The organism is Prescottella equi, from assembly GCF_002094305.1.
GTDB lineage: Bacteria > Actinomycetota > Actinomycetes > Mycobacteriales > Mycobacteriaceae > Prescottella > Prescottella equi.
On the sequence record NZ_LWTX01000015.1, the window covers coordinates 45588 to 61039 of the forward strand.

The window sequence follows — 15452 nt, forward strand, 5'->3', positions numbered from 1 at the left end:
CTCGCAGCGCATGAATGGTCCCTTCAGCTCTTCAGTGGGTCGGCCGGGGCCGCATGCGGAGCGGTGGCCGCGGTCTGGACCGCGCCAGTTCGTAGTGCGCGCGCAGGTCTGCCAGCGCGCGTTCCGGGGAGTCCCGCAACTGCCGTGGGATGACGGCGAGCACGATGATGCCCTCGCTTTGCATGCGTGCCCGCCGTGCGAGCGTGGCGTCGTACTCGTCGGGTGACAGATGCCAGTCGAGTGAGTCGATTTCCCACGCGAGGGCGACGTCGTCGATCCAACCGTCGGGTCGTGCCACGAATGTGCCCGCCCTCGTCTCGATCTCGCGGTTGAAGTACATCGGCGGAAGACCGCTTCGGAGCCACAACTGTCGGGCGTCGGCCTCGGCCACGGAATGGATGTCGGCGCTGACCTCGCGCAGAATTTTCCTGGGTAGTGCCGATCCACGATTGCTGCCCGACTCGAGTTCGTCTGCGAGCGTGGCGGGCGAGACATCGCCACGCTGCACTGCCTCCGCAAGTAGCGCCCGTGCTGCAGAGGTTGTGGTGCATCGTCTGGCGGCATCGAGCAGCGCTCGGGGTAGCGGGCTGCAGGCGAGTCCACTCCGATCCACCGGCGTCGGTAGCCGGGTCGTCCGCTCCACGACGAGGAAGCCTGTCGACTGCATCCGCCGCGAATGGTCGAGGAGCACATGCACGTCGGAGAACGATTCGGATGATCGGTATCCGTGTTCGGCCAGCGCCGCGCGCCCGGTCAGCATCGAGCCGGTTCCGCAGTAGAGCAACGCCGCGGTGCGCCGCTCGCGCTGACTCGGTACGCCGTTGTGCATGAGCACGAGGCCGGGCAGTATTCGTTGCCACGGCCCCTCGGGCCTGCATCGAAAGCTGATCGCCGAACCGGACATCCCGGCTTCGAGAAGGTCTCGCACCCGCACGATGCCGCTGACCGCGAAGCGGCGGAGCTCGCGAAGTGCGTCCGCGCTCCAATGTCGTCGTCCCATGCGCACAGCTTGGTGGACGGTCCGGTGGGTCAGAGCTGACGAGCGACGCGGATGCGCCCGCCTGTGGATGAACGTGCGGCTGTGGATAAAGCTGAAGGGACCCTTCATACGCTGGGAGCGCATGAAGGGACCCTTCAGCTGAGAAGAAACCAGCCTACGGCTCGTACACCCGCATGGTGCCTGGCGACCAGAAGCCGGATCGGGTGACTTCGCGAGTCTCGACGGTGGTGGGCTGGGCGTCGGGGTAGTGCCGGTCGTACCGTTCGAGCGAGCCCCAGTCGCGGCCCCAGTCGTGGTTCAGGTAGGTCGGGATGGTGGTGGCGCTGGAGAGCATTTCGGTCCAGCCGAGGGGGCCGCCGTTCTCGAGGGACTGCCAGGTGTCGGTGGAGCTGACCGCGAGGGGCCGGTCCGGCAGGATCCGGTACTCGGGCATCTCGGCGACGCCGTTGAGGTGGTCGAACGGGCGCTGGCAGGGGAACTGCAGTCCGACGGCCCAGTCCAGTAGGACGGGTCGTTCGTTGCCGACGACGGTGCCGAGCGATTGGAGCTTCGGGACGCGGGGCGGCGTGAATGCGAGCCACTGGTCGCCGGTGAGGTTGGGGTCGCTGGCGTTGATCCGCACGACGTCGGTGTCGGCGGGTAGTTCGTCGATCGGGACGCGCAGGTTGCGCCACGACGGGGCGGGGCCGATGTCGCGGGGCACGTAGGTGCCTTGGACGTCGACGGTGCCGTCGGCCTGCCGCTTGCCGTATTCGACGACGAGGGACTGGCCGTAGTTGGTCTGTCCGCTGATCTGGTCGACGGAGAAGATGCGGCCGGCGGCGGACAGCACGACGAGCGGGGAGTCGTCGCTGCGTTCGGGCAGCTGGTACCAGCTGGACACGACGGACGCCGACTGCTGGATGCCGTCCTGGTAGCTGCCGAGGACGGGGGTGCGGGCCGGGTCGAGTCCGAAGGGCAGTTTGACGGTGCTGCCGTTGACGCCGAGCGCGCCGACGCCGCCGGTGGTGCCGGAGCCGGAGCCGGTCTCGAAGCTCGGTCCGATGCTCTGGCCGTCGGTGTTGCCCATGCCGGCCTTGACCTCGACGTAGTCGGCGGTCAGGTCGTCAGGCACACCGTTGGGGGTGAAGCCGACGGGCTTACTGCCGGCGAGCGGATCGCTCGGGTCGGCGAGTGGGTTGGCGGGGTCTGCGATGGGGGTGAGCGCGCCGTCGTTGGGGTCCGATTCCACCAGCACGTCCTCGGCGAGACCACAGGTCTTGCCGGCGAGGGCCTCGACGTTGGAGCGGCCGAGCGAGTACGCGGGGTACTGCGATACGGCGCCCTTGAGCATCGACAGGACCTCGAACAGCACCATGGCGCCGGCGACGACGGTGAGCGGTGCGGCCGCGAACTTGCGGATCCGTCGGCCCTTGGCGGTGCCGGGCTTCGCCGGCGGCGGCGCGTAGCCCTCGCGCAGGTACTGCCATGCGACGAGTGCGACGGACAGGCCGAACAGCACCAGGAACAGGGTGCTCGATTCGCGGCCGCTGAGCTGCACGGTCTTGTCGAACCACGGGACGCCGTAGCTGGAGACGTACCAGTAGCCGTTGATGCCGGAGAACGACAGCGCCAGCACGAACAACAGTCCGGCGAGGAACATCGTGCGGTTGCGCCGCGAGCGCAGTGCGCTGGCGGACACGACGACGGCGGTGAGCGCGGCCAGTGAGCCGGCGATGCCCGCGTACGCCCCGAAGTGGTGGGTCCACTTCGTGGGGTTGAACATCATGAAGAACATCGTTCCGAAGACGATGCCCATCAGACGCCACGACGGACCGGCGGCGACGCCGGGGATCCGCTTGCGGCGCAGGAACACGAACAGCACCGTGAACAGGCACAGCAGCATCGTCAGGAACGCGAAGCGGCGGGCGAGCGAGCCGTCGGTGGTCTGGACGAACAGGAAGTAGTAGCGCTGGTAGTCCTGGAACCACTCCAGGTTCGGGCCGATGATCGTGCGGACCCGGGTGGCTTCCATGACGGTGGAGAACGTCTGGTCGGCGAAGACGACGACCAGGACCAGCGTGCCGGCCGCGGCGAGCGGCAGCAGCTGCGAGAAGGTGCCCACCTGGTGGCGCCGTCGGACGATGAGCCGGGTGATGGGGCGCAGACCGGCCAGCAGCGCGGCGATACACATCAGTCCGGTGGGGGCCGCGGCCAGCGTGAACGCGCCGACGAGGGCGGCGATCGCGGCGGGCAGCAGGCGTCGGGTGCCGATGGCACGTTCGATCGAGCACCAGGTCAGCAGCGCGCCGACGGCGACGATCGGTTCGGGGCGCAGACCGTTGTTGTAGGGCAGCCAGAACGCGAGGAACACCAGGCCCGCGGTCCACAGCGCGACACGGTTGTGGCGTACCGCCCGTCCGAGGCGCGGGATCACCTCGCGGCTGATGACCATCCAGCACAGGATCGCCGCGAGGAGCGCGGGCAGACGCATCCACGGGCTCGCGGTGGAGATCTTCGCCATGAGGGCGAGGACGTCGTAGTACCAGCCGAACGGGGCCTCGGGGACGCCGAACCAGCGGAAGTAGTTGGCCATGTAGCCCGAGTGCTCGGACGCGCGGGCCATCGTGAGCAGGTAGCCGTCGTCGGCGGTGTTGGCGCCGAAGAAGTGCCAGCCGACGAGGGTGCCGACGACGACGCCGTCGACCGCGGTGAGCTTCCACCAGCGGGACGGCAGGAAGCGGCGGGCCCGACGACCGTCCGCGCCGTCGAGGCGGTGCAGGGCGACGAGCGAGATCAGGGTGGCGAGGATCGCGCCGATCATCGCGATCAGCTTGACCGCGGTGGGGCTCGACGAGAACCGGGAGTCGATGTCCATCGAGAACTGCAGACCCGGGACGCTCTTGCCGGCGAGGTCGGTGAAGATGCCGACGACCTGCGGCCGGTAGTCGAACATCATCTCGCCGACGAGCGGCTTGCCGTCGTCGTCAGTGAGGCCGACGAATTCGGCGGTGGTGCCGTTGACGTCGGAGGCGATGGAGATCTCGCTGCAGCCGGATTCGACGTCTTCGCGCGGCGCGGTGGCGATGACGACGTTCCGGTTGAGGACGTCGACGGACTCGCTGGACACGCGCACGAACATCGCGTTGACGGGCGCGTCCTCACCCTGGGCGGGCGCGGTGGCGAGCAGGATGCCGCCGGCCTCGGGCATCTCGGCGACGGCCCGGCAGGGGATCGTCGCGGACAGCGACGTCGGTACCTGCGACATCAGCGGCGCCTCGACGTTGGCGGCGACGCCGTTCTCGGGCCACGACACGCTCGCTGCGGTCTGGGTGACCGGCAGGAACGGCGTCGCCAGCGCCAGCAGTAGGCCGACCAGGCCGGTGACGACGGCGATCAGCCGAGCGTTGCGGAGATCCGCTTTTCGGGGTCGGGAAGCCGGCGGCGGTGAGCCTGCTTCGGGTCCGGGAGCGGGGACTGTCACAACGTCGGGCACGGTGTTCGATCGTAGGCGAGATGTTTTCGTTATCCGAACGAGGTCACCGGCTCTCAGTTACTTCACAGGCTGGTCAAGCGGGTGGGGTCTCCCGGATCGGGCCCGGCGACCACAGGCCCGACCGGGTGATCTGCTCGACATCCACCTGCGCGGGCTGCGCCGATTCGACGATCGGGGTGAATCGTTCGAGGGAACCCCAGTCCCGCCGCCAGTCGCCGTCCAGGTAGGTCGGGATGGTCTCGGCGTTCAGCAGCAACGGCGTCCAGCCGAGCGGTCCGCCACCGATCGCGTCCTGCCACGCGTTGGTGGCCTGGGCGCCCACCCGGTCGGGCAGGATGCGGTACTCGGGGATCTCGGCGACGCCGTCCCGGTGCGCGAACGGGCGCTGGCACGGGAACGCCAGGCCCACCGACCAGTCGAGCAGCACGGGTGCGCTGCTGCCGACGACGGTCTGCAGGGTCTGCATGCGCGGTACGCGCGGCGGGGTGACGGCCAGCCACTGGTCGGGGGCGAGACCGGTGTCGGACGCGACGAGCCGGACGGCGTTCGCGCCGGCGGGCAGCTGGTCGAGCGGCACCCGCAGGTTCCGCCACGACGGTGCCGGTCCGATGTCGATGGGTGCGATGCGGCCGAGGGCCTCGACGCTGCCGTCCGCCTGCCGTGTGCCGTACTCGACGTCGAGTAGCTGGCCGTCGGTGACGATGCCGTCGGGATCGACGGAGTGGATGCGTCCGGCCGCCGCGATCGTCAGGATCGGGGCGTCGTCGCTGCGGTCGGGGAGGCCGTACCAGCCGGTGACCAGTTCGGCGGACTCTTGGGCGCCGGACTGGTAGCTGCCGAGCACCGGGGTGGTGGCCGGGGACAGCCCGAACGGCAGGGACACGGAGCTGCCGTTGACGCCGGTGGACGCCTCGGTACCGCCGCCCGTGCCGGCGCCGGTGCCGGTGGTGCTCTGACCCGAATCGGAGTCGGCGTCGACGGAGTTGGCGCCGCCGGTCGCGACGGTCTCCTTGTCGGCGGTGAGGTCGCGGGCGACACCGTCCGCGGTGAAGCCGGTCGCCGCGGTGGCCCCGAAGGCGCCGGCGCCCGCGAGATCGGTCGGCTGGTCCAGCAGTCGCAGCACGGAGGCGTTCGTGTCGTCCTCGACGAGGACGTAGTCGGCGAGCGCGCACGAGTTTCCGGCTGCGGAGCGCAGGTTCGCGTGCGCGATCGAGTACGACGGGTACTGCGCGACGGCGCCCTTGAGGAGCGAGAGCACCTCGAACAGCACGACGGCGGCTGCGGCCAGCGTCAGTGGCGCGGGCGACCACCGGCGGATGCGGGCGAGCCGGCCGTTGCCGTTCGGTGCGGCGGTCCCGGCATTCTTCGCGTCCCTGGCGCGCTCGTACGGTTCGCGGATGTGGAACCAGGCCGCGAGCAACAGCGCGAGGACCGTCAGCCCGAGCAGTGCGGTCGAGAAGCCCTTGCCGCCGATGGACGGCGGCTTGTCCCACCACGGCACGCCGTAGCTGGACACGTACCACCAGCCGTTGGGGCCGGTGAACGACATCGTCAGGATGAACAGCACCGCCGCGGCGAACAGGGTGCGGTTGCGCTTGGAGCGCAGGCTGGCGCCGGCGACCGCGACGGCGGCGAGCGCGGCGACGGATCCGGCCAGGCCCGCGTACACGCCGAAGTGGTGGGTCCACTTGGTCGGTGTGAAGCTCATCAGCAGCAGTGACGCGAAGATGATGCCGAGGATGCGGCGGGACGGGCCGATCGCGGTGCCGGGGATCTTCCCGCCGCGGCGCAGCAGCATCAGGATGCACACGATCAGGCACAGCAGCATCGCGAAGACCGCGAAGCGGCGCGCCAGCGAGCCGTCGGGGGAGACGTTGAGCAGGGCGTCCCAGCGGACCCGCTCGTCGAACCAGGCGACGTTCGGGCCGACGGCGGTGCGCACGCGCGTCGCCTCGAGCACCGAGGCGAGGGTCTGGTCGGCGAACACGGCGACGAGTACGACGGTGCCGGACGCGAGAATCGGCGCGATCTGGCCGACTACGCCGACCTTCCGTCCGCGCCGGACGGCGATCTGCACGATCGACCGGGCGCCGGCGATGAGTGCGGCGATCGCGATGAGCCCGGACGGTCCGGCGGCGAGGGAGAACGCGGCGATCAGCACCGCGACGGCGGCGGGCAGCATGCGTCCGGTTGCGATCGCGCGTTCGATCGAGCACCACGTGAGCAGCGCGCCGAGGGCGATGATCGGTTCGGGCCGCAGTCCGTTGTTGAACGGTAGCCAGAACGCGAGGAACACCAGGCCCGCGGTCCACATCGCGACGCTGTTGCGGCGGACGGTGCGGCCGAGGCGGGGGATCACCTCGCGGCTGATGATCATCCAGCAGAGGATTCCGGCGATCAGCGCCGGCAGGCGCATCCACATGCTGGCGGTGCTCACCTTCGTGAACAGCACGAGGACGTCGTAGTACCAGCCGAACGGCGCTTCGGGGACGCCGAACCAGCGGAAGTAGTTGGCCATGTAGCCGGCATGCTCGGAGACGCGAGCCATGTTGAGCAGGTAACCGTCGTCGGACGTGTTGGCGCCGATCACGTGCCACAGCAGCAGTCCACCGATGACGACCGCGTCGATGCCGGTGAACCGCCACCACCGGGCCGGGAGGAAGCGGCGGGTGCGGCGGCCGTCGATGCCGTCGAGGCGGTGCAGGGCGACCAGCGAGACGATCGTGGCGAGCACTGCACCGATCATCGCCACCAGTTTGATCAGCGTGGGGCTCGACGAGAAGCGCGAGTCGAGGTCGGCGCGGACGTCCAGCCCGGCCGGCGGGGTGCCCTGCAGATCGGTGAAGACGCCGACCATCTGTGGACGGACGTCGCCGTCGACGACGGTCGCCTCCTGGTCGGGGATACCGGCGACGGCGGCGGTGGTGCCCTGCGAGTCGGACGTCACGACGATCTCGGTGCAGCCGCGCAGGTCGTCGAGGGGCAGCGAGAGCAGCGCGGTGTCGCGCAGGATCGCTCGCAGCCGGGCGGGTTCACCGTCGGACGCGGCGTCCACCTTGATCACGAGGCCGTCGGCCTCGGCGCGTCCGGCGGACGTCGGGACCGTCGAGACGAGAGCGCCGCCCTTCTCGGTCAGCTGGCCGACGGCGGTGCACGGGATGCTCACGTGCAGTTGCTGCGGTGTGTAGGAGACGAGCGGCGCCTCGACGTTCGTGAGGCTGCCGTTCTGCGGCCAGCTGATCGACGCCGCATCCTGCTGCACCGGCAGGAACGGGGTGGCGAGCGCGAGGATCGCGCCGAGCAGACCGGTGACGATCGCGACTAGGCGGGCGGTTCGAACCCCGCTCGCCTTGCGGCTCGAGTCGACCTGGGCGGGGGCTGTCACGTCGTCTGGCACGAGACTCGACTCTAGGGGAGCGCGCGGGTCACGTCAGATTCCGCACGTCCCAGGCCCAGACGCCGTCCACCCAGCGGCCGTCGACGCCGAGGAGTCGTTCGATGGTGGTGTGCAGCGCCTGCTGGTTCTTCCCGGGCGGCAGCACGACGACGTCGGCGTTCCAGAACCGCAGGTCGTCGAGTGCGGTGGCGCGGGTGGCGTCGTCGACGGGCGGCACCACGCCGGTGCCCTGCGCCTTGGCGAGCAGCAGCGCGGTCGGGCGGTCGTCGGGGCCGTACTTGCCCTTGTCCTCGGGGCCGGCGGGGCCGACGAAGTAGCCGCCGGCGATGGGGTACCCGAACTTCTGCCCGACCTGCCATTGCAAAGCCTTGGCATCCTCGGGCCGGGGGAGCGGAACCGTGACGACGGATCCGTCGGAGACGTAGGAGCGCCACGTGCCGTCGGCGAAGAACGCCGGAGTGGGGGCCCGGTGCGCCACTTCCAGTGGGGCCGGCGCGAGCGGCAGCAGCGAGACGGCGAGCCAGCCGAGCCACAACAGGGTCGTGGAGCGCTGGCCGACGCGTCCGGCGGCGATCGCGCGGTCGGTGCCGAGCGCGAGCAGGATCGCGATGGCCGGGATGCAGCCCATCGCGAAGCGGGATTCGAGGACGGATTCGAGCAGCGGCAGTTTCGCGAACCAGGCCCACGGCAGCGTGATCCCGGTGTCGGTGTGCGCGACGGTCAGTTCCACGCCGAGCGAGAGGACGCCCATCGCCGCCACGGTCGCGGCGGCGGCACGGGCCATCGGCACCCGCCACAACCACACTGCGGTCATCGCGACCAGCAGCAGCAGTGGCCAACCGAAGAACGCGTTCTCCTCGGTCGCGTTCATCGACAGTCCGGCCGCGGACCCGGGATCGCCCGCGAGGGACTGGGTCGGGAAGCGGGTGAAGGCGTTGACGTCGTTGCCGACCGGGCCGTGTTCGATCGAGTGGTAGCTCTGCGGTCCGAGGAACTGCCACCACAGCGGGACCGCGACGATCGCGAGCGTGACGACGCCGGCCACGCACAGCCCTTTGACGCCGCGCCTGGCCGCCGCGATCGCTTCCCCGGGTCGCGACGCGCCGTAGGCGATGCCGAAGACGACGAACGCGATCGAATAGATCAGGAGCGGCTCTTCGCCGAGGAAGATCTGGTACGCGACGGCGAGGCCGAGCATCACACCGTTGCGGATCGGTCGTTCACCGCTCGCGAGCCGGATGACCAGCAGGGCGATGAACGGCAGCAGGAACAGCGCGACGAAGTTCGGGTGGCCGTTGGTGTGCGAGATCATCGCGGGCGCGAAGCCGCAGAAGACGCCGCCCACAGCGGCCGCGAACCGGGACTGCACGACGTGCCGTGACAGCACCCAGTACCAGGCCGTCGCGGTCCCGGCGAGGCCGAGTGTGAGTGCGAGCGTGAACGTCACGGTGGGACCGAAGACGAGCGTGATGGGGGCGAGCGGGACGCTGACACCGAACATCGCGGTGTTGGCCATCAGGTTCACGCCGAGCGGATAGTTCTGCAGCGTGCTCGACAGCGGGTTCTCGAAGTTCGCGAGGGAGTGCGCGGTGACCGCGAAGAACCATTCCCACATCGTCTGGTCCTGGCCGCTGCGGATCAGATAGCCGTCGCCGAGGTGCTTCCACTGACGTCCGAGGACGAACACGGCCAGAGCGAGGAACGATGCGGTGGCGACGAAGTCGGCCGGTGCGATCCGGATCCGCCCGGCGCGGGTGGTGGCCGGTCGGGTCGTCGTGGTCGTCGTCGCCGGGGACGACGCGCTCCCGTCTGACAGTTGCAGAATCTCGCTCACATCGCCCCTTTCCGTAATGCTGGACGGTGGGGCGTGGCGCCGCGCAGCCGTCGGTTGGCCGGAGGCGAGAATACCGCAGCTACCTGGGTCCTACCTGTGAGAAGTGGTGGGCCGCGGGGGCGTAACGGGCATAGGGGATAGGTCGGTCGGAGCTTTCGGTGCCGTCGAATTGATGCAACCGGAGGGTTGCACTGGGCCAGTGTAGGTGCAACCCTGAAGTTGCAGGTATTCGCCGAACCGGAGGGATGGGACCGATGGACGCACTGGACCGAATCGAACGAACCGTGGAGATCGACGCCCCGGCGTCGCGGGTGTGGAAGCTGATCAGCGAACCCGGCTGGTACATCAACGACGAACGGATCGTGGAGCACCGGATCGAGCGTCGCGGTGAGCTGGACGTCGTGCACGACCCCGTGCACGGCGAATTCGCCTTCGCGACCGTGCACCTGGACGAACCTCGTTACGCGGCCTTCCGCTGGCTCGCCGACCCCGCCGTAGCCGACAGTCCGTCGACGCTCGTGGAGTTCACGATCGCGGAGGTGGCGCCGGGGCGGGTGACGCTGACGGTGGTCGAGACGGGATTCGCGGCGCTGCCGGGCACCGAACTGGAGCGTCGCGAGAAGTACGACGGAAACGTCGAGGGCTGGGCGATCGAGATGGCGCTCGCGAAGAGTCACCTGGAGGCCGTGGATGCCGTCGGGTGACCCCTCCGCTGCTCCCGTGGTGTTCGCGGCCCTCGCCGACGACACCCGGTGGGCCATCCTGCTGCGGCTCGGACGGCATCCGGCGTCCGCGTCGGCGCTGGCCCGGGAGTTGCCGGTGTCGCGGCAGGCGATCGCCAAGCATCTCGCGGTGCTGCAGGACGTCGGTCTGGTCGTGCCCGAGCGGGACGGCCGGGAGGTGCGGTTCGTCGCGGTCGGTGCGCGGCTGAGCGAGGCGGCCGCTCAGCTCGAGCGGATCGCGTCCGGTTGGGACCGTCGCCTCGCGCGGATCAAGATGCGCGCCGAGGCGCCCGATCGGGACTGACCGCGTCGGGGTCGAGGGCGGCGGCGATGTCGTCGAGGGAGATGTCGAGGACGCGCGCGACGGCGGTGATGGTGAAGAACGCCGGCGTCGCGATGCGCCCGGTCTCGATCTTGCGCAGCGTCTCCACGGAGATCCCGGCGTCCAGCGCCACCTGCACCATGCTCGTCTCGCCTCGCGCGGATCGCAGCAGCTCACCGAGCCTCTGTCCACGTTCGAGTTCCTCCGCCGTCAACGGCACACGCACCATGTTGCATATAGTAATACCGGTATAGTTATTCGAACCGGAGGTGTGTGGTGGTCGAACTCAAGACCGAATCCGAGATCCAGGGGATGCGAGCGGCGGGCCGCGTGGTCGCGGACGCGCTCGCGGCGGCGCGTGCTCACGCGCGGGTGGGGGTGAGTCTGCGCGAACTCGACGCCGTGGCCGCCCGCGTCGTCGCCGATGCCGGCGCGGAGCCGCTCTTTCTGAACTACCGGCCGAACTGGGCCGCCACCCCGTTCCCGGGGGTGCTCTGCACGTCCGTGAACGATGCTGTGGTGCACGGTATCCCGTCGGGCTACCGGCTTCGCGACGGTGACCTGGTGAGCATCGACGGCGGCGCGAGGCTGAACGGCTGGTGCGGCGACTCGGCGATCAGTTTCGTCGTCGGCGCCGCGAACCCCGCCGACGAGGCGTTGGTCGCGGCCACGGACGAGGCCCTTCGTCGCGGGATCGAGGCCGCGCGAGTCGGGAACCGTCTCGGCGACATCGGCGCCGCGATCGGTACGTTCGCCCGCAGTCGCGGTTTCGGGCTGCTCGCCGACCACGGTGGCCACGGCATCGGCCGGGTCATGCACGAGAGCCCGGACGTGCCCAACGAGGCCCGCGCCGGACGGGGCATGCGGCTGCGCGCCGGTCTGGTCCTCGCGATCGAGCCGATGCTCATCGCCGACGGGTCCGACGACTACCGGCACGACGCCGACGGTTGGACGTTGCGAACCGTCACCGGGGCCCGCGCCGCGCACAGCGAGCACACCGTCGCGATCACCGACGACGGCCCGGTGGTGCTCACGGCGCGGCACTAGGCTGCACCTATGCCGGACTGGACGCCGATCTCCGACGCGCTGCGCCGCGCGGGGGTGCGGGACGTTCGCGCCGACGGCACCACCCGGGCGATGTACTCGTCGGACGCGTCGCTGTACCGGGTGCCGCCCACGACGGTGGTCTTCCCCCGCGCGGTCGACGAGGTCGCGGCGGTGCTCGACGTCTGCCGCGCCGAGGGGGTGCCGCTCACTGCGCGCGGCGCGGGTACGTCGGTCGCGGGCAACGCGGTCGGCCCGGGCGTGGTCCTCGATTTCAGCCGGCACCTGGGCCGGGTGCTGGCGGTCGACCCGGAGACCCGCACCGCCGTCGTCGAGCCGGGTGTCGTACAGGCGGTGCTGCAGCGGGCGGCGGCGCCGCACGGGCTGCGGTTCGGTCCCGACCCGTCCACCCACAACCGCTGCACCGTCGGCGGCATGATCGGCAATAATGCCTGTGGCGCAAGAACTCTCGGCTACGGCCGCACGTCGGACAACGTCGCCGGTCTGGAGTTGCTCGCCGGAACGGGTGAGGCACTGTCGTTGCCGGCCGCGACGGGCTCACTGATCCTGGACCGGCTCCGCGACGTCACCCGTGCCGGATTGGCCACGATCCGAACCGAATTCGGCCGTTTCGGTCGGCAGGCGTCGGGATACGCGCTCGAGCACCTCCTGCCGGAGAACGGCTTCGACGTCCGGAGGTTCGTCGTCGGCAGCGAGGGCACGCTCGGGATCGTCACGCAGGCCACCGTGAATCTGGTGCGGGATCCGGCGCACCGTGTGCTGGTCGCGCTGGGCTACCCCGACATCGCGTCCGCGGGCGACGACGCCAAGGCCGTCCTCGGTTTCCGTCCCACTGCGTGCGAGGGCATCGATTCGCGTCTGGTCGACGTCGTGCGCGATCGCCGGGGGCCGCAGGCGGTGCCGCCACTGCCGAACGGTGCGGCGTGGCTGTTCGTCGAGATCGCGGGGGAGTCCCGAGACGACGTGCTCGACCGGGCGCGAGCCCTGGCCGGCGGCTGCGGTGCCGTCGACGCACTCGTCGTCGACGACCCGGCCCGGGCCGCTGCGCTGTGGCGGATCCGGGAGGACGGCGCCGGCCTGGCCGGACGCAGCCCCGCCGGTGCGCCCGCCTATGCGGGTTGGGAGGACGCGGCCGTCCCGCCCGACCGGATGGGCCCCTACCTGCGTGACTTCGACGCCCTGCTCACCGACTTCGGTATCACCGGCCTTCCCTACGGTCATTTCGCCGACGGCTGCCTGCACATCCGCCTCGATCTGCCGCTGGACCGGCCCGACGGTTCGGCCGTCTTCCGACGCTTCCTCACCGCCGCTGCGGAACTGGTCGCCCGCTACGACGGATCACTGTCCGGCGAACACGGCGACGGCCGCGCCCGCAGCGAACTGCTACCGCTCATGTACTCGCCCGAGGCGCTGCGGCTCTTCGGTGCGGTCAAGCACATCTTCGATCCCGGCAACGTCCTCAATCCCGGCGTCCTCGTCGACCCGCGGCCGGTGGACGCGGACCTGCGCGTCCCCCGGACGGCGCCGCTGCGCCGGGGCCTCGCCCTCGCCTACCGCGACGACGACGGCGACTTCGCCCAGGCCGTACACCGCTGCACGGGTGTCGGGAAGTGTCGCGCCGACACCACCGGCGCCGGCGGTGTCATGTGCCCCTCCTATCTGGCGACACGAGAAGAGAAGGATTCGACGCGCGGACGTGCCCGCGTCCTGCAGGAGATGCTGAACGGCAGCCTCGTGCGTGACGGCTGGCGTTCACCGGAGGTGCACGACGCCCTCGACCTGTGCCTGTCCTGCAAGGGCTGCGCGTCCGATTGCCCCACCCGAGTCGACATGGCTTCCTGGAAGTCGGAGGTCCTGCACCAGAGCTATCGGAGACGGCTGCGCCCGGCGTCGCACTACTCACTCGGCTGGTTGCCCCGGTGGGCGGCCCTCGCCGGTCGGGCGCCGCGGCTGGTCAATGCCGTCACCAGGCTTCCGGGCGTGGCGCCGGCCGCGCTGGCTCTCGGGGGAGCGGACCGACGTCGGCACGTCCCGCAGTTCGCGCCCGTGTCGTTCCGGCGCTGGTTCGCGTCGACGGCCACCCAGCGCCGCGCCACCGGCGACTCGGTGCTGCTGTTCGTCGACACGTTCACCGATCACTTCACGCCCGAGGTCGGTATCGCGACCGTCCAGGTGCTCGAAGACGCCGGCTTCCGGCCGCAGCTCACCCCGAAGCGGCAGTGCTGCGGTCTGACGTGGATCACCACCGGTCAGCTCGACACGGCCCGGCGCATCCTCGGCCGCACCGTCACAGCGCTGGCGGAAGAAGGAGCGCCGATCGTCGGGATGGAGCCGTCGTGCACGGCGGTGCTGCGGGCCGACGCCGTCGAACTGCTCGACACCGACGACGCCCGGGCCGTCGCCGAATCCACCCGCACCCTCGCCGAGCTGCTCGCGGGCCGCGACGGCTGGTCGCCGCCGGACCTGTCGGGCACCACCGTCGTCGCGCAACCGCACTGCCACCACCACGCCGTGATGACGTGGAATGCGGACGCACAGTTGTTGCAGCGCGCAGGCGCACAGGTGGAACGCCTGGGCGGCTGCTGCGGACTCGCCGGGAACTTCGGTGTCGAGAGGGGGCACTACGACGTGTCCGTCGCGATCGCGGAGCACCAACTCCTACCGACGATCGAGAGAATCCGCCCCGAAACCGTCGTCCTGGCCGACGGCTACTCGTGCCGGACTCAGATCGCCGATCTGGGTCGGCGCCAGGGCACTCACCTGGCTCAACTCCTGGCCGATCAGGGAAAACGCGGCTGAGGCACAATCCAGGCATGCTCTCCACTCCGGTCCTCGTCACGATCGTCTCCGTCTGTATCGGATTCGTGCTGTTCGTCCTGGCGGCGAGCGGTGCGCGCGGGCAGTGGGACAAGCGACTGGTGATCGGCCTGCTGGTGGCGGCGGTGCTGTGTCTGACGGCCGTGCCGCTGTCGGTCGCGCTGAGTGCGGCGGTCTGACGCGGATGGGTACCAGCTGGCCCGCCGAATGGCCCACGACGCCCCGGCAGATCGCGGTGACGACGGACGCCGCCATCAACGCTGCGCGGTCCGCCGACGGTGAGCAGTTCGTCGAGGAGATCGAGAACCTGACACTTCTCCCGTTCGAGCAGGTGACGCTCGTGCACGCGGGTGTGATCCGGGCGCTGCTCGAGGACCTCCACCCCGACGGCTTCTCCGGTGACGACATCCAGGACGCGCTGACGCGAGTTGCCGGCGCCGCCCTCGTATGGCTGCCCGGTCTCGACATCTCCGCTCTCGCCGCGGTTCTCACCGGATCGCTGGGGCTGACGGAAATGAGCGACGACGCGCAGCGCATCGGCCAGTCCGAGTACCTGCGAAGTGCGGTCCTGGTGATGACCGATCTCCTCCTGACGGCCGACGCCTCGTCGCACGGCTATCTGAAGACCGCGATCGCAGAGATCGCCCGGGCGGAGACCGTCGAGATGCCCTAGCCGAGGCGCGGATGTCACGTATCTGCACCGGATGCACGTAGTTCGAGGCGTTGACCAGCCGATTTGGCAATCGCCGAACGGTTCGCGTAACCTATTCCAGGTCAGAGCGACACGGACACCGACCCGGCCGCGACCTTCACTGGTCAG

11 protein-coding genes are annotated in these 15452 nt (G+C 70.1%); 6 read left to right on the plus strand and 5 right to left on the minus strand.

Annotated elements, in window-relative coordinates:
- Positions 1 to 31: 31 nt before the first annotated feature.
- The 4 genes from A6I89_RS23350 to A6I89_RS23365 all read right to left on the minus strand — a co-directional run bounded on the left by A6I89_RS23350 (position 32) and on the right by A6I89_RS23365 (position 9706).
- Positions 32 to 1000 (minus strand): hypothetical protein, encoded by a 969-nt coding sequence (locus A6I89_RS23350; protein ID WP_044990275.1) that lies wholly within the window; start codon positions 998 to 1000, stop codon positions 32 to 34.
- A gap of 154 nt (positions 1001 to 1154) precedes the next feature.
- Positions 1155 to 4475: an arabinosyltransferase domain-containing protein gene (locus A6I89_RS23355; RefSeq protein WP_022593372.1), complete on the minus strand. Its 3321-nt coding sequence runs from the start codon at positions 4473 to 4475 to the stop codon at positions 1155 to 1157.
- 73 nt (positions 4476 to 4548) lie between these two features.
- Positions 4549 to 7872, minus strand: a complete 3324-nt coding sequence (locus A6I89_RS23360) for an arabinosyltransferase domain-containing protein (RefSeq protein WP_044990277.1) — start codon at positions 7870 to 7872, stop codon at positions 4549 to 4551.
- 28 nt (positions 7873 to 7900) lie between these two features.
- Positions 7901 to 9706 (minus strand): glycosyltransferase family protein, encoded by a 1806-nt coding sequence (locus A6I89_RS23365; protein WP_022593375.1) that lies wholly within the window; start codon positions 9704 to 9706, stop codon positions 7901 to 7903.
- A gap of 254 nt (positions 9707 to 9960) precedes the next feature.
- Here A6I89_RS23365 and A6I89_RS23370 point away from each other — a divergent pair, with 254 nt between their 5' ends.
- Together A6I89_RS23370 and A6I89_RS23375 are read left to right on the plus strand one after the other, a co-directional pair.
- Positions 9961 to 10410 (plus strand): SRPBCC family protein, encoded by a 450-nt coding sequence (locus A6I89_RS23370; RefSeq protein ID WP_005516305.1) that lies wholly within the window; start codon positions 9961 to 9963, stop codon positions 10408 to 10410.
- Positions 10397 to 10732 carry an ArsR/SmtB family transcription factor gene (locus A6I89_RS23375; protein WP_022593377.1) on the plus strand — a complete coding sequence of 112 codons (336 nt, stop codon included), beginning with the start codon at positions 10397 to 10399 and terminating at the stop codon, positions 10730 to 10732. The genes A6I89_RS23370 and A6I89_RS23375 overlap by 14 nt, the downstream gene beginning before the upstream one ends.
- Here the strand turns inward: A6I89_RS23375 and A6I89_RS23380 are convergent.
- Positions 10698 to 10979, minus strand: a complete 282-nt coding sequence (locus A6I89_RS23380) for a helix-turn-helix domain-containing protein (protein ID WP_005516303.1) — start codon at positions 10977 to 10979, stop codon at positions 10698 to 10700. The genes A6I89_RS23375 and A6I89_RS23380 overlap by 35 nt on opposite strands.
- A 47-nt stretch (positions 10980 to 11026) precedes the next feature.
- Between A6I89_RS23380 and map the strand changes: the two genes are divergently transcribed.
- Genes map through A6I89_RS23400 form a run of 4 tightly spaced genes read left to right on the plus strand, consistent with a single transcriptional unit; the run spans position 11027 to position 15305 of the window.
- Complete coding sequence (gene map, locus A6I89_RS23385; protein ID WP_022593379.1) at positions 11027 to 11797, plus strand: type I methionyl aminopeptidase; 771 nt, start codon at positions 11027 to 11029, stop codon at positions 11795 to 11797.
- Positions 11798 to 11806: 9 nt separating this feature from the next.
- A complete protein-coding gene (locus A6I89_RS23390; RefSeq protein WP_022593381.1) occupies positions 11807 to 14614 on the plus strand; it encodes an FAD-binding and (Fe-S)-binding domain-containing protein in 2808 nt (935 codons plus the stop codon).
- 14 nt (positions 14615 to 14628) lie between these two features.
- A complete protein-coding gene (locus A6I89_RS23395) occupies positions 14629 to 14811 on the plus strand; it encodes a hypothetical protein (RefSeq protein ID WP_005516298.1) in 183 nt (60 codons plus the stop codon).
- Positions 14812 to 14816: 5 nt separating this feature from the next.
- Positions 14817 to 15305 carry a hypothetical protein gene (locus A6I89_RS23400; RefSeq protein ID WP_022593384.1) on the plus strand — a complete coding sequence of 163 codons (489 nt, stop codon included), beginning with the start codon at positions 14817 to 14819 and terminating at the stop codon, positions 15303 to 15305.
- Positions 15306 to 15452 lie beyond the last annotated feature (147 nt).

Coding starts and splice junctions, on each gene's coding strand:
- A6I89_RS23390 (WP_022593381.1), top strand. CDS start 11,807: ATGCCGGACTGGACGCCGATCTCCGACGCGCTGCGCCGCGCGGGGGTG.
- A6I89_RS23370 (WP_005516305.1), top strand. CDS start 9,961: ATGGACGCACTGGACCGAATCGAACGAACCGTGGAGATCGACGCCCCG.
- A6I89_RS23350 (WP_044990275.1), bottom strand. CDS start 1,000: ATGGGACGACGACATTGGAGCGCGGACGCACTTCGCGAGCTCCGCCGC.
- A6I89_RS23395 (WP_005516298.1), top strand. CDS start 14,629: ATGCTCTCCACTCCGGTCCTCGTCACGATCGTCTCCGTCTGTATCGGA.
- A6I89_RS23400 (WP_022593384.1), top strand. CDS start 14,817: ATGGGTACCAGCTGGCCCGCCGAATGGCCCACGACGCCCCGGCAGATC.
- A6I89_RS23380 (WP_005516303.1), bottom strand. CDS start 10,979: ATGGTGCGTGTGCCGTTGACGGCGGAGGAACTCGAACGTGGACAGAGG.
- A6I89_RS23375 (WP_022593377.1), top strand. CDS start 10,397: ATGCCGTCGGGTGACCCCTCCGCTGCTCCCGTGGTGTTCGCGGCCCTC.